The organism is Peribacillus simplex (assembly GCF_001578185.1).
Lineage (GTDB): Bacteria > Bacillota > Bacilli > Bacillales > DSM-1321 > Peribacillus > Peribacillus simplex_A.
This window is the reverse complement of the sequence record NZ_CP011008.1, coordinates 2,040,878-2,057,302: the sequence shown is the minus strand read 5'-3', so window position 1 is coordinate 2,057,302 and position 16,425 is coordinate 2,040,878. Positions and strand designations below refer to the sequence as shown.

The window sequence follows — 16,425 nt, the reverse complement described above, 5'->3', positions numbered from 1 at the left end:
CTTAAACAAAGATAGTGGAAACTTGGAAACCTGGCATTTTCAAACAGCACAGGAGATGACGCTATGAACCTAAGATTCTATATCACTATTCCTCCTTCCTGAAGGCTTGAAATTCGAAGCGAATCTAACATCACTACGTCATGATGTTAGTACCACTTTCTATGTGTATAATACACTCTGATTTTTTTAAAGTCAATTTAAAAATCAGAATATTTAGATAACAAAATGAAAATTTAAATACATGGCGGCCCTTAATACAAGAATCACTGCTAACCTCTAATTTTTCATTTTACTTCTTTCACACTGGAGGTTTCATCGAACGCACTATCCCTTCCTATCATTAAGACCTTATGCTTCCTATCCAGCATTTTCTTTAAAAGAAATGAAAAAAACAATGTAAACGCAATTCCCTTAACAATCGATGTATAACCGTAAACAAGAAGGCCCAATATTAGTACGATAAGATTAATAATCCTTATTGTCGCTGCAATATCTATTTTTTCATTCTTATGATGTAATATTAAGGCGATCACGTCAAAGCCAACAGTGGAGGCATTTGCTGTTATACAGAAATAGTATCCTATCGCTATCAAAATCGATGAAATAAGAATCACTAGAACAATATTCACATCAAAATCAAAATTCAATGAATAAAAAAAATTGAAGAACAGCATATAGCTAAAGGAACTTAAAATTGACTTAAAAAAGTACTCTTTCCCCAGAAAAACTAAACAAATGATTAACAATAATCCTGTAACTAAATTGGCGAGCATGGCAATATTATAACCTGATAATGCATGCAATAATAATGCCGAGCTAGTTACGCCTCCATTAATAATTTCATTGGGAACGATTAAAAAAGCATAGGCAAAGGTCATGAAAATGTTTCCTGCGATAATTTTCATTAGATCCCTCATAAATTTCTCACCACCCCTTTCAATATTTTGATCATGCTTTCCCCCCTAGATATATATTTATACTTGAACGATGCAATCAACATTCATTTCTCCATCCATTTTTTTCGAATCATTCAGCTTTACAATCACATTGATTTAATAATGCTTCCTTTGGAATGACCCCTTACCTTATTCATATTAGGGTTTCTTGTATTAGTGGTCTTTTGTTTAAAATGATTGGGCGAAATTAAAATAGGCTGGTTTATGTCAAGTGATTACAATTATTCGCTAACCATAACCCCCTCTCCTTCTAATAAATAAAATAAAACATGCCACTTATAATCATTTAGGGATTGCAGGCCTTTTGTCCAACTAGTAACTTATGATTTCCTTGAAACGATTTACAGAAGTCTTTGATTTACCTAAATGAATATGATTCCAAAAAAATGATTTGAATTTTCAATTCCCGTACTTTCCACAGGTTATATTGCAAGTTATAGGCTTTGAATTTACCGGTTTAACCTGAAAGGCCAGACACTTTTCATGAAGGACTTTACATTTTAAAGCGCCGTATTAACCTTCACTCATTCTAATGATTGCCTCCATTGACTTAGTTTTGATTCCCACAGCTGACCAATCCAAGAGAAGTGGGAACCTGACAAAAAATGGATTATTAAGTGATCCACCAAATATTATTCCGCAATAAAAAAGTTGAGGGAATTATGTCCCTCAACTTTTTAGTGTTCCATTGACTATTTCCCAAGAAATGTTTTTTTCAATAGCAGCTAACCATTTCATGTTACAGGTAATGCTGACTCATCTTTCATAAGCCTTTTCCGATAAACCATATTGGACAGCTGCACACTCACTTCATAAAGCACAAGCAAAGGGACGATAACCAAAATGTCCGAAATCATATCAGGAGGCGTAATCAGGATAGAGATGATGACCAGGACGAAATAAGAAATCTTTCGAGACTTTTTCAACACTGTTGGATTGATGATTCCCAATCTGGTCAGGAACATGACCACAAGCGGCATTTCAAATAGAATCCCGAATGGTAAGATCAAATTAATCATGAACCGAAAGTACTTTTCAGCTGTGAACATCATCTCGAATTGCCCGGCTGATAGGGAAGTGAGGAAACCAAGCACTATTGGAAACAAAACAAAATATCCAAATGAGATACCTGTGATGAATAAGATGAACAGCCCAGGAATGAACCGGAATGTAACTCTTCTCTCTTCCGGTTTCAATGCAGGAGCCACAAAGCGCCATAACTGATAGGCAGCTAGCGGAATCGTTGCAGCTATTGCGCAAACCGCAGCAATTATCATATAGACCCACAGGATGTCACTTGGACCGAGCACGGCAAGCTTCCCATCTAAATCCTTAATAAGCAGTTCATAAATATCCTGTACGAATATGAAACTCACTATAAAAAAAACGAGAAAACCTATCAGTGTTTTAATGATTCTGCTTCGGAGTTCCTCCATATGCTCAATAACGTGTATATCCTTGCTTTCCACTTTCACTCCTCCTTTTTGCCAATTTACAAGCCATATATAAGTATTAGAATTGCTAAATCCAATATCCCTCGAACTCTTCTCATGAAAAGAAGCAGGCGAGTCTTTCCGCCCGCTCTATCCCATTAAATTCATCCTTCTTTTTTAACGGCTTTTAACGCAGCTTTATTCTCGTTTTCATCCTCTTTATCTGAATCATTCACCAATCCTTTGGTTGCACTTTTGAATTCGGATAAAGTTCTACCAAATGCACGGCCGATTTCCGGCAGCTTGGACGGTCCAAAAATAATCAGTGCAATCACGAGGACGATGACCAGACCAGGTATCCCTATATTAGAAAGCATTCTCATTCACTCCAATCAAGTATAATTATTTTTCCATTCACATTTCCTTGTCTTTCTATCAATTAGTGACTTTCCTCTGCTTGTTCATTCTTTGTTTTTCATGTGCGCGATTATGGGCCCGTGTCCGATCTTCCTCGACTTCTTTCGTTTTTTGGATACCTTCCGTAACCGTTGCTGACGCAACCTTTCTTAGTCCAGCTTGATCCTTATCAAACACAAAGGATGCTCTTGTCGATATATCCGCTCCTGGATCTGTCACGAAAGGAACTACACGGTAATCCGCCTTCCATTGTTCTGGTGTTACTTTGCATCGGACATACCCACGGTAATCATTAAAGAACTTAATATGTGGATTCTGGCTTAGTATTTTATCTGTATCCGCACGCTTATCTGCTCCGTTTCCACCGGATGTGATGGATGTGCCGACAAACTCCACACCGAAAGTCCTTGAATTTGGATCATTGAAATCCGCCTTTAAATTGGCTGCCCAGCTTGCATGTACATCACCGGTCAACACGACCAAATTTTCTATATTATTATTATTAATTACATCAATCAAACGATCACGTGCAGCCGGGTAACCATCCCAAGAATCCATGCTAAATTTGGGAGCGGTAGGTGTTCCATAATTCCGTTGTGCAAAGAAAATCTGCTGTGGCAGCACATTCCACTTCGTTTTTGATTTCAAAAGATTATCAGTTAGCCACTGTTCCTGCTCTCGACCTAGTAATGTACGATTTGGATCAAGTGACTCAGGCGTTTGCGGTGAACTGACATCGCCGTTTGCCTGATCATCCCTGTATTGGCGTGAATCCAGTACGAAGAAAGAGGCCAGGTCGCCATAAGTGAAATTTCGGTATAACCGCATATCCGCTCCCTTTGGCAAGGAAGATTTACGAAGGGGCATATGCTCATAATAAGCCTGATAAGCGGCTGCCCTTCTCTTGATGAATGCTTCAACCGATTGTCCTTTTTCCGGGATGACATTTGCATAATTGTTTTCAACTTCATGATCATCCCAAGTCACGACCCATGGGAAAGCAGCGTGTGCCGCTTTTAAATGAGTATCAGAGCGGTATTGTGCGTATCTATTTCGATAATCCTCAAGAGTAATGATTTCCGGACTGTTATGTACACGGACATTACCTGTAGAAGCAACATATTCATTTGGCCCATACTCATATATGTAATCGCCAAGGTGAAAGACAAGATCCAAATCTTCTTTTGCCAAATGTTTATATGCCGTATAATAACCATGCTCAAATTGCTGGCATGAAACAAAAGCGAATGACAGGCTTGAAACACTTGAACCGATTGGCGGAAGTGTTTTCGTTTTTCCAGTCTGACTTACTTCCCCTCCACTTTTAAAACGGTAAAAATAGACCATATCCGGTTTTAACCCGCTTACTTCCACATGAACGGAATGGCCAAGTTCCGGCCTGGCTATTTCCTTGCCTTGTTGTACAATCTGTCTGAAATTTTCATCCTTTGCCACTTCCCATTTAACGGATATGGCTTCTTGTGGCATACCTCCTCCATTTAACGGATCAGGTGCCAGCCTTGTCCATAAAACAACACTATCCGAGAGCGGATCACCGGAAGCTACACCAAGATTAAATGGAAAATCACTGAATTTCGGGGCAGCATTCACTTCAATCCCGCCCATTGATTGAGCAAGGGCAAGACCTAATGAAAGTCCGGCAAGTTTACTTGCTCCCTGGATAAAGTTTCGGCGGTCCATATTCTTACCTAATTCGCTCCAATTCTTAATTAAATCATCCATTGCTCTTTCATTATTCATTGATCTTTCCCTCCTATTATTTGAATCTGGTTCAAGTATAGTATGGCCCTTTTAAAGGTGTATGAATAAGTGTAAATCAACAAATTTCCAATTAGGGATTTCCGTGCAGGACTTATGGGTCTCTTTAAACAATAAAACAGATCTGATTCACTCATGCATTTACATAGACCTACAAACTTTTACATACAACGTCATTCTTTCAACCTATTTTTCTTAATGAATCATTTATTTAATCGTTACAAATAACTGCTATGGGCTATTTTTACAATAAACCTTTAAAACTATAAAAGCCTAAAGAAGCCAGCGAAATAATGGAATAAAAGAAAGATCGCCATCACGTGGTTGGATCCCACCGCAGTAAGGAAACCTTGATTCAAAGGAAGGTTTAGAAATCATCATAGTTTTCTAAAATCGGACTAAAAATGCTTCAGTAATAATCTTAGTCAATACTCACCTTTGGTTTAAAAACATCCTAATTTATGTAATAATAGTTTCATAACAAAAAAAGAAAGCACTTGAGGATTCTGCATTGGAGAGTATGGAAGCATTATTTGAAAAAATTGAGATATTGAGGAAAGAACTAATAAACATCGGATTGATTTATGGATTTACTGCCCCAAAAACATTACATAAAAGCCAGGAACTAGATGAACTGTTGAATTTACTTACAAATGAAAAAGAACCAAATGATTTAGAATATGTCTAAAAAGATCCATGAACTAATACTTCATGGATCTTTCTTGGACTTTTACCTATTGCTTCCTAGTATAGTTTTCTACCTTATTTCGTGTAGAATTCGACATGGGACTAGAACATAAAAAAGTTATAATAGAAAGATAACCAGACATCAAGGGGACGTACAATGGATAGTAATGATAAATCTAAAGATTTTTTAATGCAGGAGTTACTAAAGCTAAAACTTTCACTAAGACATGAATTAAATCGTGTCACTCAAATAATAGATCATTTAAACCCGGATCAAGAGGCTGTACCTCCTTTAAAAGATGTGTCAATACATAATGAATTGTTGGACGATAAAGATATATTCTCCCTTGTTAAATTACAAATGCAGAAAAGTTCTCTAAACCGAGCTATGAGGCTTGGATGAAAGATGTGTACTTTTCTTCTATTGAAAGTGACCAAGTGACATTAGTTGCACCTAATGTATTCGCTCGAGATTGGCTTGAGGAAAGGCACGCAGAATTAATTAAATTCTTGCTGAAGAGTATCAATGGAAAAGATTCTACGATTCGATTTATTACTAAATAAGGGAACTCTTAACCAACCAAACGAAGAAGCTATAAAGGCTCCTTCGTTCGTTATAAGAAAATAATAAAGTACATGTTATGTGCCTAAAGCTTTAGTCTGAGATAATATGAAGTAAATAGGCAGCCCACTGGCTGTTTTTTCGTCCGGAATTTCCCCAATTTCATAAGTTTAGCGTTTTCTAAGCATTCATTTTCCTATATTTTACGGTCATATCAACGATTGTCAATAATAAAACAAACCATAACATAGGATTATTCAAAGAGATTCCTACAGTGGATTTTCCGCCCATTACCGTTAATAATCCTATTAGCACTAACATATAAAAAATAAATACTGCTTCTCCAATTAATGCATTTTCACAATCTTTTTCAGTCTTTCGATTAATGACAATATAGACAACCGCTAATGAGATCATTCCAATTGTCAGTGCAGTTTTAGGAATGTCTTTGAGAACGAGATGAGGGAAATAATCAAAAATCATAAGAAAAGAAAATAATAAAAAGATACCTATTCTCAATAATATTTTCAAATTCATCTTATTCCCCATTTCCTCGATTTATTATTTCCCAAACCAGTAATTGCATTGGAAATATTGAACTGATTTAGGTGATGTGTAATTACTTTTGCCATAATGAACCACTGTCGCATGATAATTTCTTTTCTTTTCTGCAGTGCTATATGAACTTGATACCCAAGAACCCACGTAAGTTGGACTAATTTTGGACCAGCTATTTAACTTTACAAAAAGCCAATTAGCGAATACACTATCTGTCAGTTTTTTAGGAATCTTTTTCATCATATATGCAAAAATTAGATTTTTGGCTTCATTTACACCGGTATTTTTGTAGGTTCTATAAATAGGAGCTATTTCAGTTATTGTTGATCCACCTGAAATAGGTCCATATGCAGTTATACCACCAGAGTTAAGTGTATTAATACTCATAACTTCATTATATAGATTTTCAATCTCTTGCTCCGTTAAAATCGTATTACTTATTATTTCTAGTTCATTAAAAGAATAGGCATGTTCGTTTACTTCTTGTTGTGTCGATGTCTCGTTGCTAACTTCTATACTTGCAAGGAAGGAGCTACAAAACTAAATAAAATAATCAACGATAATGAAAAGGCAAATATATTTTTCATAATATTCTATTCCCCTTCTAGTAGATTTTTTCTTAACATTTTTCCTACATTTAAGAAATAAATTCTCTCATAGAAGATGCTGTTTATGGAGTGATCTAAGTAGAGGCTGAAGGCTGAAGGCTGAGGCGGGAACAATTCCGATTTCTATATCTGTTTATTAAATCCTCCCCTTTCCATATTTAGGTATTATCTACCACTTTATATTAACATTAGTATGAAAATATAACTAGATTTATTTTATTTTTATAAATATATATATAAAAAGGGGTCTGAAGAATCATTATCCAAATTATCGTTACCTCCTTTAGAAGCTGTGGAATTTTATGACTTCATTCAAGACTTGGAATATGTCTCAGTCAAGATTTTTTTCGAAAGAAGTAGTTTTTTATGTTCGGTCAATTCTTTGACTGGTTCACATAGACGTCGTAAAAGATACTATTTATTATGTCATCTAATAATTTTTAAAAGTCTCATTTCCTCATACATTTAAATGCTTTTATAATATTTGTTAAGCAATATCAAAATAATATATTATCTTAATTTTTTATGATTGTAATTCCACTTATTGCTTTTGAATTAAACGATTGGTTCGTTCATTCAATAAGAAAAAGAGCCGTCGTAACAGCTCCTTGTCCACCTCTTTCACCCTTTTGAAACGATAGCATATCGTTTCTCCTACTTATTTTTTACTCTTTGCATGCGTTTGACCTTATATTGTTCAAAATCCCACTTCGACAAAAATTCTTTTGCAGAAGTATAGCCTGATTTATAGAGAAAGTCGATTTCATCCTCATTCAGTTCAAAATCCGTTGCGTTGATGCCGCCAGTAGGAATTTGAATCGTGCGTTCAATCGTTTCTTCGTTCATATAACGTAAATCATGGGCTTGAAGCATCGTTTTAAATATATTTTTGAAAAGGTGGATTGGCGTTGGTATAACCGCATCTATGTTAACTTCATCTTTCACAAAATGGAATCCGAATGTTGGAAAGCGAGGATTGTCTGTATCAAATATCCATATTGGGAAGTTACTAAGTAAACCACCATCTAAAATGTAGGATTTTTTCCGGTCTTTTGATTTCCAAATAACCGGACGGAAGAAAAATGGTAAGGAGGCACTCATCATTACGGCGGTTGAAACTTTTAAATCAGCAGGAGTCATCCCATAGCGTTCCAAATCATCTGGCAAAATAAGCATCTGGCCATTCGAAACATCAGAAGCAATTATCTTCAACTTTCCATCTGGAAGATCCGCGAATGTCTTAATCCCTTTTTCTGAAAGAAGAGAATCCACCCATGTTTCCAAATAATCGTTTTTGTAAATCCCGAGATGAACCACAAGTTCCAAAAATAATCCAAAAATGGGGATTCGATTCAGAATTGTCCTGCCTCGAAGCTTTGAGTAATCGATTTTACTAAAGCGTTCCTTAATTTCATGGCTTTTATAGCCACTAGCCAAAAGAGCAGCTATTACTGCTCCTGCTGATGTCCCAGCAAGTCTTTCCCATTCTACTTTTTCCTCTTCCATTGCTTGAATCGCTCCAATAAAAGCAATTCCCCTGGCCCCCCCACCTTCAAAAACGGCATCTGCTTTCATTTTTTTCCACCTCTCGATAAGAGTTATTATTAACGATAATTTCAAATAGAAAGAATTTTTCACACATCCTGAAAATCAGCCCCCGTCAGTCGAAGGATAAACTATCCCGCTTGCCATCCATGATAGGAATTAATGACGGTTCTATTTTCTCTAACAAATTAATTCGGAAACAGTATCAAGACTCTCATGAGTTTAAAAGATTGTGATTTTTCAATCTGTAACACAACTTCTTTAAGTCATGTTCTTTGACCTTGCCAGATCTTCAAGTTGTTCGCATGGTTAATGATACTTCTAATCTCTGTTTATGCTATTCATCCCTGATTGACAAATTTGTTGCATATCACCTTTATTATTTCTTCATGTCTGTGAAATTGCCTACTTAAGAAACCCTTAATCATTTACTCTTTCTCTACTGCAAGAATATTAATAGTGGATAGACCCCCTTAACAGTGGTCAACGCAACATTGATGGATCAATCGTAATTGCAATAGTAGGATAGCATCTTTTATCATGGTATGTATATAACGAGGCATTTGCATGGGACAAATTATCAGATACTTTCTAAAAACTTAATTGAATCAAAATAATGTTTATATTATTGAACAAACGCCTCAAAACCTTCCTTTTTTTAGGGTAAAGTCATTTATGTAGTCTAAATAACCACCAGTCGCCAGTGGGAGAAAGCTTCTTGACAAAAGCGTTTCTTTTCAAAACTTCAAACCGAATTTTGACAATGCACTATTGGGATATGTTTTTATAAAATGTCAACGTGGTCAACAGCCTAGGTTTGTCTAATATAGTTCATGTTCATCTAAATTAAACTGGGCATGGAGTTCCTTCCATATCCAGTTTTCCATTTTTCGAGACATATAGTAACAAAACGAAAACGAACCATTGTCTACATGGGCATTTTTTCACCCAGGATGGTCAGCCATCGGATACTGACTTTATTAGCTTAGAAAAAAGGTTTAGCGTTAAACGCTTAACCCACAAATTGCCCAGGATTCATCTTCTTTTGATTCTGACTTTGTTTCTATCATAAAAAATAGAAAAGACTGATGCCTTGGCCTACACTTCTAATAATAGTATATTTTGAAAAAATAAAGCTATAACAACGGTTATCTAACTAGAGAAAACACCTACCGCTTTTTAGTGCGTTTTTTCTAATTTCCCCCTCTCAAGACTAGAATTACGTCATTCGGATGGAGATTGACTGGATTTAATGAAAAGATGATTAAAAATAAATCTTTATTGGGGATAGTGACAGGCGGTGGCTTTTTTCTTCCATTAGGCTTATTAATGATTATAAACAGCATGATCGACTATCATTATGAAGGTACAATTCTTATCCTAGCCATATTTGTCTTTTTATCAATTATATACGTGTTTATCAATAGAAAGTTACTGGATTAATAATTGAGCATAATTAGAATAAAACCGTAGGATTAGAAATGGGAACTATGGGGAATGTTTGGCATCAGGAACACTCAGCATTTCTTATATTTTTTCAGGAAAATTCCCCTCTTTAATATCAAGGTTTTTAGCAGGATTTGATAAAGGTATTCTTTAAATATTGTCGAAATGGGTTAAGTAACGATAGAAGGAGTGAGAAAAATGGAAAAGAACCGTGCCAAGAAAATGTATGATTACCACGTTTGGGCTAATCAGCAAGTTTTCCAGAACTTAAAACAATTACCTGACGGAGTCTATGTCGACACGATTAAAAGTGTCTTTCCATCCATTAAGGACGTCCTGGTTCACCTTTACGCAACAGATATCACATGGTTGGAGATAATGAAAGGAAGCACCATTCAAGATACTTTTAAGAAAGTTGAACGGCGGCGGGAAGAAGTGGGTGGAGTTTCAATAAATGAACTAGAATCGTGCTATGATGGACTTGCAAAGGATTATTATGATTTTCTTGCTACGCAGCCTGATCTGGAACGGACCATTGTAACCGAACACCCCAAAATGGGGGTTTGTGAGTTTGTACTTGCCGACCTCATCCATCATGTAGTGAACCATGGGACCTATCACCGGGGTAATGTGTCAGCGATGCTCCATCAACAAGGCGAGCGTGGCGTACCTACAGATTTTGTATTTTACTGTTTAAAATAAGCTCGGCATGGCAACCTCGATAATAAAGGAACATCATGTAGGAGTCGCTGTAAATATACTAAAGTTCATTTTCCAGATGAATGCCGATTGTCCCCTTGCCAAGGATTTATCGGCTTTTTATATGTAATGGCAAATCCAATTCTCAAGGTATTTAGTCATTAAGATAGAAAAAGGCATTGATAATTACCAATGCCTTCTTTTTATAGTTATATGGTTTTTTATAGCTTTACCCGTTGAAGGCGCAGTGCGTTTAAAACGACTGATACAGAACTGAAAGCCATGGCAGCACCCGCTAACCACGGGGCAAGCAGTCCGATTGCCGCAATTGGTATTCCGATTACGTTATAAGCAAATGCCCAGAATAGGTTTTGTTTGATATTTCGCATCGTTTTCCTGCTCATGAGGATTGCATCTGCAATACTGTTCAAATCACCTCGGATCAAAGTGATATCAGCAGCTTCCAAGGCTACGTCCGTCCCGGTTCCGATAGCCATTCCTATATCAGCAAGTGCAAGTGCTGGTGCATCATTTATCCCATCCCCGACCATTGCCACTTTTTTACCGGCGGCCTGCAGTTTTTCAACTTCCTCTGCTTTCCCTTCAGGAAGTACTTCTGCAATCACTTGGTCAATGCCCACTTGATTGCCGATGGCATTTGCTGTCCTTTGATTATCCCCTGTTATCATGATGACCTGGATATTCATTGCTTTTAACCTTTTTATAGCCGTTACCGAGGTATCTTTTATCGTATCCGCAACAGCAATAAGGCCTGCATATTCACCTTCAATGCTAGCGAGCATTGCGGTTTTCCCTTGCTCTTCAAGTTCTTCCATCGCTGTTAGCGCCTTTGTTATATCCACGTTATTTTGCTTCATCAATTTTCGCGTGCCGACGAATAGCTCCTTTTGATCCACTACAGCTCTCACCCCATAACCAGGTATCGCTTCGAATTCCCCAACCTCTGCAAGTGATACCTGTCTTGCTTGAATTCCTTGAACGATAGATTGGGCAAGAGGGTGTTCGGATTGTTTTTCAACTGCACCAATAAGAGATAAAAACTGATCTTCTTCCATTCCATTCTCGATGATGACATCGGTTAACACAGGGGTGCCATTCGTTACCGTTCCCGTTTTATCCAAAATGACCGTATCAATATGGTGAGTGGTTTCCAAATGCTCCCCGCCTTTAAATAAAATACCGAATTCTGCAGCCCGCCCTGATCCTGCCATGATGGATGTGGGGGTGGCCAGACCTAAAGCACAGGGACAAGCTATGACTAGCACTGCAATCATCGCTTCAAAAGCAGGTAGGAATTCTCCAGGACTAACCACTATAATCCAAACAAGAAAAGTTAAAAGGGCGATTCCGACAACGATAGGAACGAAGACACCGGAAATTTGGTCAGCAAGCCTTTGAATCGGAGCTTTGGACCCTTGAGCATCTTCGACGACTTTAATGATTTGAGAAAGAGCTGTATCCTTTCCGATATTCGTCGCATTCATTTGGAGAAAACCATTCTTATTCAATGTTGAACCTATCACAGTATCCCCGATTGTTTTATCTACCGGAATGCTCTCACCCGTTAACATGGATTCATCGACTGCAGAGTTCCCTTCAACCACTACTCCATCGACAGGGATCTTTTCACCCGGCTTTACCAAAACCGTATCCCCTACAATGACCAATTCAAGTGGTATGTCACGCTCTTCACCATTCCTTAACACCAATGCCGTTTTGGCCTGAAGCCCCATCAATTTTTTGATGGCCTCGGAAGAACGTCCTTTTGCTTTTGCTTCAAAAAGCTTCCCTAAAAGAATGAGGGTGATAAGAATCGAACTTGTTTCGAAATAAAGTTGTGCCGTACTGTGATGGAATCCAATCGAAATGATCGCCTGATAGACACTGTAAAAATAGGCAGCGGATGTTCCCATTGCGACCAATACATCCATATTGGCGCTTTTATTTTTCAAGGCTTTATAAGCACCAACATAAAACTGCTTTCCAATGATGAATTGCACGGGGGTGGCAAATGCCATTTGCACCCAAGGATTCATGAGGAAATCAGGCATATAGATAAACGAAGTAAAACTAAAATGGCTAACCATTGCCCATAACAATGGAAAAGATAAAATGACGGAAAAGATGAATTTATTCTTTTGTTTTTGAATTTCTTTCTGACGGAAATCCACTGAATCCATATTATCTTCCTTGATGATCGCCCCATACCCCAACTTCTCCACTCGTTGAATGATATCAACTGGGGACGCTTCGGAAGGATCATATTCGACGGTCGCATTTTCAAGCGCCAGATTCACAATAGCCAGGCTCACTCCATCCAACTTATTTAGCCCTTTTTCAATTCGGGTAGCACAGGCTGCACAGGTCATGCCAGTAATCGTAAATTCCTTTTTCTCTTTCACTACACCATAGCCAAGATCTTGAATTTTCTTTTCAAAGTCCTTGTTGCTTAATTTTTCTGAATCATATTTAATGACTGATTTCTCAAGAGCCAAATTAACGGTGGCTTCCTCCACGCCTTCCATTCTGTTTAACCCTTTTTCAATCCTGGTTGCACAGGCAGAGCAAGTCATGCCTGAAATCTGCATACTTGTTTCTTGTATATGGCTGCTCACATCATCCCGCCTTCCCATACCGCTATGGGGTATATTTTTTTGTAAAAAAGAAGTGCCTTAGAAGCACTTTTTTCGTCTACTCGACATCGTAGCCTTGATCATCGATTGTTTCTTTTATTTTTTCAAGTGATACTCTTTCTTTATCAAAAGCTACATCTACTTTGCCTGCTTCCAAATGCACTTTTACGCTTTCAACACCTGCCAGTTTTCCTACATTACCTTCAACAGCATTCACACAATGACCACAAGACATTCCACTGACATTCAATGTTACATTTTCCATTTAAAACCACTTCTCCTTTACTTCTTCATTAATTTTTGTATCGTTACAAGCACTTCATCTATAACCGCCGTATCCCCATCATTCAGCCGTTCAACCACACAATTCCTAAGATGGCCTTCCAATAAAATCTTGGCCACACTATTCATTGCACTTTGAGTAGCAGCTATTTGGGTAATCACATCGTCACAGTACGTATCTTTTTCAATAAGACCCTTTATACCGCGAATTTGACCTTCGATACGATTTAACCGGGTCGTTAAATTCTTTTTTACTGAATCCGAGTGATGACTCTTTCGGCCGTGGGAAGAGGTCGTACAGCATTCATCTTCGTTCATCGAATCATGCCCATTCAGTATTTCATCCATTTTCCATCCCTCCTAGAAATTAATATACCATACCCTCCTACCCTATGCAAAGAATGAGATTTAGGTTCTTTATTTATTTACTATTCGTTTTTTACCATTTTCTATTCTTTAGTTAGGAAACGCATATTTTGGGAGTTAGACTACCCAGAACCTGGACCCGCCAAGGTCCTCTTTGCCTAAGAAATGCGAGTAGTCAGGATGTTTTATTAAAACATTAGCCCAAATAAACGCTGAGGATACTCATGTATCCTCAGCGTTTCAGTTTGTAGACAAAAGGGGTTCGGAATTAAAAAATTCCGAACCCCTTTTTGAGATTCCCTTTGAATTTTTGCCTGAAGTTAGGAGATTGGGGCTCTACGAGCCCACTATGTTAGGCCATTTTTGGACCTCCCCATGTCCAATTGGCCATTTTCTTTAAATTAATGGCAGCGAAAGTAAGCATCGCCTGCATCGACAATTTTTTAAGTCCCCTTAAAGTTGTCCAACGCATACCATGCTTTTCTTTTGCATCTGCGAATACACGCTCAATCGTTTCTTTACGTTTCGCATATATAGTTTTTACATCTTGATGATGACGCAGATGATCTGCTTCTTCCACATGTGTTTGCCAAATATGCCGTGTCACCACTTTTTGATGGTCTTTGCTTTCTGTACACTGAGATAAAAATGAGCATGTCGCACAAGTGTGTTTGGGTGATTTATACTCGCGATAGCCCTCTTTATTGGTTGTTGAGTACTTTAATAGCTCTCCCGAAGGACAAAGGTAACAATCAAAATGTTCATCGTATACATAGTCCTGTTTGCGGAAAAATCCTTCTTTGGTGCGAGGACGTGTATAAGGTAAAGCCGGTATGATTTCTTTGTTAAATAGGTAGCTTGTAATCGCTGGTGTTTTATAAGCTGCATCTGCGGCAACGGCTTCCGGTTTTCCAATTTTCTCAATCACTTGTTCAACTAGTGGCTCTAAGATCTGACTGTCATGTATATTTCCAGGTGTTACAATCGTTCCCAATACAAAACCGTTGCGGTCTGCGGCCGCGTGGAATGAATAGGCAAACTGTTTTGTTCGTTCATCTTTCACATAGTAGCCACTCTCAGAATCCGTTGTACTTTCTTTAATCTCTTTGGTCTCTTCTTTATCAAATTTATCTGATGGAAAAGGCTTCTTTCCATGGTTTTCACGATCTCGATTGATTTCTTCTTGAAGACGCCCTTGATACGCTCGTGTTTCTTTACGAACGATTTTCTTTTCAAATTTCCGTTTATTCGCACTGGCTTTCACATGTGTGGAATCCACGAAAACGTGTTCAGCACTTATTAACTTTTTATTAGCAGCTGTCATTAAAATACGATAGAAAATCTGTTCAAACAGGTCTGTATCTTTAAAGCGTCGCTCATAATTTTTCCCAAACGTAGAGAAATGAGGTACTTTATCATGGAAACCATAGCCTAAGAACCAACGGTAAGCCATATTAGTTTCAACTTCTTCAATCGTTTTACGCATGGAACGAATACCGAAGGTATATTGAATGAATGTCAGTTTAACTAAAATAACTGGATCAATACTTGGGCGTCCTACCTCTGAATACATATCTTTCACCAAGTCATAAATGAAAGTGAAGTCAATGGCAGCCTCTAGTTTACGAACCAAATGGTTCGGTGGCACCAGTTGATCTAACGTAATCATTTCAAGTTGATCTCGCTGAATAGAGTCATGTTTCGAAAGCATCCTCATCACCTCAAGTTTTAATACTTCTATTTTAAAACAAAAGCGACTCAGGGCAAAAGTGTTTATCTAAAAGATAAGACAAAGTTGATTGGAACGGAAGGTACGAGACTCCTGCGGGAAAAGCGCGTCTAGGGGAGACCCCGCAGGCGAAAGCCGAGGAGGCTCCCCGACCGCCCGCGGAAAGCGAGTGCCTGGAGTGGAAATCAACGGCCAAATTGTACAACTCATAAAAAATAGACAAACTCGTTTTCCTCGAGTTTGTCTACAGTCTGAAACGCTGAGGATACTCATGTATCCTCAGCGTTTTTATTATTATTTAATTTAAGTTTCCAATGTGATGATTACTGTTCTTTTGAAATATTATTATCATTTTTCTTTTTCACTAAAAGAATGATGCCAATGATAAAAGCTATTACGCTATATATCCAGGTGAACATAAAAGCAAGGCCCAATCCGATATTCGCGTCCAAGTAATCGCTGGTCGCATGATCAATGGCTAGATATAGAAGCGGCGCACCTCCAATGATGAACAGGATAACCAAGAGAGCATTCTTTTTCCCATTCCTGGCCGATAAAAAAATGATGATGAAGGATAGCAAGAGAAACGCTTCTGAAGCTATCGTCAAAGTTACAAAATTGCTCATGATAATTCACTCCTGATCATGGTTGCATAAATGGAATTCATTTTACATGTGTTCCCTTATATCTATGTTCCTTTTTGC

16 protein-coding genes are annotated in these 16,425 nt (G+C 37.8%); 4 read left to right on the top strand and 12 right to left on the bottom strand.

The window, feature by feature from the left end; genetic code table 11:
- Positions 1–284: 284 nt before the first annotated feature.
- The 4 genes from UP17_RS09695 to UP17_RS09680 form a co-directional block, all read right to left on the bottom strand.
- The gene (locus UP17_RS09695) at positions 285–905 is read right to left on the bottom strand and encodes a YitT family protein (RefSeq protein WP_250211786.1); all 621 of its coding nucleotides are present in this window, start codon (positions 903–905) and stop codon (positions 285–287) included.
- Between the two features lie 785 nt (positions 906–1,690).
- Complete coding sequence (gene tatC / locus UP17_RS09690) at positions 1,691–2,392, bottom strand: twin-arginine translocase subunit TatC (protein ID WP_375166304.1); 702 nt, start codon at positions 2,390–2,392, stop codon at positions 1,691–1,693.
- Between the two features lie 161 nt (positions 2,393–2,553).
- The gene (locus UP17_RS09685) at positions 2,554–2,766 is read right to left on the bottom strand and encodes a twin-arginine translocase TatA/TatE family subunit (protein ID WP_061462820.1); all 213 of its coding nucleotides are present in this window, start codon (positions 2,764–2,766) and stop codon (positions 2,554–2,556) included.
- 58 nt (positions 2,767–2,824) lie between these two features.
- Positions 2,825–4,567, bottom strand: a complete 1,743-nt coding sequence (locus tag UP17_RS09680) for an alkaline phosphatase D family protein (RefSeq protein WP_061462819.1) — start codon at positions 4,565–4,567, stop codon at positions 2,825–2,827.
- A gap of 538 nt (positions 4,568–5,105) precedes the next feature.
- Between UP17_RS09680 and UP17_RS26335 the strand changes: the two genes are divergently transcribed.
- From UP17_RS26335 to UP17_RS29505, 3 genes are all read left to right on the top strand, one after another.
- A complete protein-coding gene (locus tag UP17_RS26335; RefSeq protein ID WP_081108778.1) occupies positions 5,106–5,273 on the top strand; it encodes an aspartyl-phosphate phosphatase Spo0E family protein in 168 nt (55 codons plus the stop codon).
- 156 nt (positions 5,274–5,429) lie between these two features.
- Positions 5,430–5,675 carry a hypothetical protein gene (locus UP17_RS09675; RefSeq protein ID WP_061462818.1) on the top strand — a complete coding sequence of 82 codons (246 nt, stop codon included), beginning with the start codon at positions 5,430–5,432 and terminating at the stop codon, positions 5,673–5,675.
- Positions 5,672–5,836 (top strand): DnaA N-terminal domain-containing protein, encoded by a 165-nt coding sequence (locus UP17_RS29505; RefSeq protein WP_081108777.1) that lies wholly within the window; start codon positions 5,672–5,674, stop codon positions 5,834–5,836. Before UP17_RS09675 ends, UP17_RS29505 begins: the two co-directional genes overlap by 4 nt.
- 178 nt (positions 5,837–6,014) lie before the next feature.
- Here UP17_RS29505 and UP17_RS09670 read toward each other — a convergent pair whose 3' ends face one another.
- The 3 genes from UP17_RS09670 to UP17_RS09660 form a co-directional block, all read right to left on the bottom strand.
- Positions 6,015–6,371, bottom strand: coding sequence for a hypothetical protein (locus tag UP17_RS09670; protein ID WP_061462817.1), 357 nt, complete (start codon positions 6,369–6,371; stop codon positions 6,015–6,017).
- 24 nt (positions 6,372–6,395) lie between these two features.
- Entirely contained in the window at positions 6,396–6,779 is a 384-nt protein-coding gene (locus UP17_RS09665; protein ID WP_061462816.1) for a hypothetical protein, read from the bottom strand.
- Between the two features lie 875 nt (positions 6,780–7,654).
- Positions 7,655–8,575, bottom strand: a complete 921-nt coding sequence (locus tag UP17_RS09660; RefSeq protein WP_061462815.1) for a patatin-like phospholipase family protein — start codon at positions 8,573–8,575, stop codon at positions 7,655–7,657.
- A gap of 1,614 nt (positions 8,576–10,189) precedes the next feature.
- On the opposite strand from UP17_RS09660, the gene UP17_RS09650 reads away from it, so the two are divergent.
- Positions 10,190–10,693 carry a DinB family protein gene (locus tag UP17_RS09650; protein WP_061462813.1) on the top strand — a complete coding sequence of 168 codons (504 nt, stop codon included), beginning with the start codon at positions 10,190–10,192 and terminating at the stop codon, positions 10,691–10,693.
- A gap of 218 nt (positions 10,694–10,911) precedes the next feature.
- Here the strand turns inward: UP17_RS09650 and UP17_RS09645 are convergent, their stop codons facing one another.
- From UP17_RS09645 to UP17_RS09625, 5 genes are all read right to left on the bottom strand, one after another.
- Positions 10,912–13,344: a heavy metal translocating P-type ATPase gene (locus tag UP17_RS09645; protein WP_208857052.1), complete on the bottom strand. Its 2,433-nt coding sequence runs from the start codon at positions 13,342–13,344 to the stop codon at positions 10,912–10,914.
- Between the two features lie 58 nt (positions 13,345–13,402).
- Positions 13,403–13,609: a copper chaperone CopZ gene (gene copZ, locus UP17_RS09640; RefSeq protein ID WP_061462811.1), complete on the bottom strand. Its 207-nt coding sequence runs from the start codon at positions 13,607–13,609 to the stop codon at positions 13,403–13,405.
- Positions 13,610–13,626: 17 nt separating this feature from the next.
- Complete coding sequence (locus UP17_RS09635; RefSeq protein WP_155727517.1) at positions 13,627–13,944, bottom strand: metal-sensitive transcriptional regulator; 318 nt, start codon at positions 13,942–13,944, stop codon at positions 13,627–13,629.
- A 400-nt stretch (positions 13,945–14,344) separates the two neighbouring features.
- The gene (locus UP17_RS09630) at positions 14,345–15,703 is read right to left on the bottom strand and encodes an IS1182 family transposase (RefSeq protein WP_061462809.1); all 1,359 of its coding nucleotides are present in this window, start codon (positions 15,701–15,703) and stop codon (positions 14,345–14,347) included.
- Between the two features lie 341 nt (positions 15,704–16,044).
- The gene (locus tag UP17_RS09625) at positions 16,045–16,347 is read right to left on the bottom strand and encodes a hypothetical protein (protein WP_061462808.1); all 303 of its coding nucleotides are present in this window, start codon (positions 16,345–16,347) and stop codon (positions 16,045–16,047) included.
- Between the last annotated feature and the right edge of the window lie 78 nt (positions 16,348–16,425).

What these genes read in the sequence shown, in the direction of transcription:
- UP17_RS09685 (WP_061462820.1), bottom strand. Translation starts at nt 2,766, where the DNA reads ATGCTTTCTAATATAGGGATACCTGGTCTGGTCATCGTCCTCGTGATT.
- UP17_RS09650 (WP_061462813.1), top strand. Translation starts at nt 10,190, where the DNA reads ATGGAAAAGAACCGTGCCAAGAAAATGTATGATTACCACGTTTGGGCT.
- UP17_RS09670 (WP_061462817.1), bottom strand. Translation starts at nt 6,371, where the DNA reads ATGAATTTGAAAATATTATTGAGAATAGGTATCTTTTTATTATTTTCT.
- UP17_RS09665 (WP_061462816.1), bottom strand. Translation starts at nt 6,779, where the DNA reads ATGAGTATTAATACACTTAACTCTGGTGGTATAACTGCATATGGACCT.
- tatC (WP_375166304.1), bottom strand. Translation starts at nt 2,392, where the DNA reads ATGGAGGAACTCCGAAGCAGAATCATTAAAACACTGATAGGTTTTCTC.
- UP17_RS09660 (WP_061462815.1), bottom strand. Translation starts at nt 8,575, where the DNA reads ATGAAAGCAGATGCCGTTTTTGAAGGTGGGGGGGCCAGGGGAATTGCT.
- UP17_RS09680 (WP_061462819.1), bottom strand. Translation starts at nt 4,567, where the DNA reads ATGAATAATGAAAGAGCAATGGATGATTTAATTAAGAATTGGAGCGAA.
- UP17_RS09645 (WP_208857052.1), bottom strand. Translation starts at nt 13,344, where the DNA reads ATGGGAAGGCGGGATGATGTGAGCAGCCATATACAAGAAACAAGTATG.
- UP17_RS09675 (WP_061462818.1), top strand. Translation starts at nt 5,430, where the DNA reads ATGGATAGTAATGATAAATCTAAAGATTTTTTAATGCAGGAGTTACTA.
- UP17_RS09695 (WP_250211786.1), bottom strand. Translation starts at nt 905, where the DNA reads ATGAAAATTATCGCAGGAAACATTTTCATGACCTTTGCCTATGCTTTT.
- copZ (WP_061462811.1), bottom strand. Translation starts at nt 13,609, where the DNA reads ATGGAAAATGTAACATTGAATGTCAGTGGAATGTCTTGTGGTCATTGT.
- UP17_RS29505 (WP_081108777.1), top strand. Translation starts at nt 5,672, where the DNA reads ATGAAAGATGTGTACTTTTCTTCTATTGAAAGTGACCAAGTGACATTA.
- UP17_RS09635 (WP_155727517.1), bottom strand. Translation starts at nt 13,944, where the DNA reads ATGAACGAAGATGAATGCTGTACGACCTCTTCCCACGGCCGAAAGAGT.
- UP17_RS26335 (WP_081108778.1), top strand. Translation starts at nt 5,106, where the DNA reads ATGGAAGCATTATTTGAAAAAATTGAGATATTGAGGAAAGAACTAATA.
- UP17_RS09630 (WP_061462809.1), bottom strand. Translation starts at nt 15,703, where the DNA reads ATGCTTTCGAAACATGACTCTATTCAGCGAGATCAACTTGAAATGATT.
- UP17_RS09625 (WP_061462808.1), bottom strand. Translation starts at nt 16,347, where the DNA reads ATGAGCAATTTTGTAACTTTGACGATAGCTTCAGAAGCGTTTCTCTTG.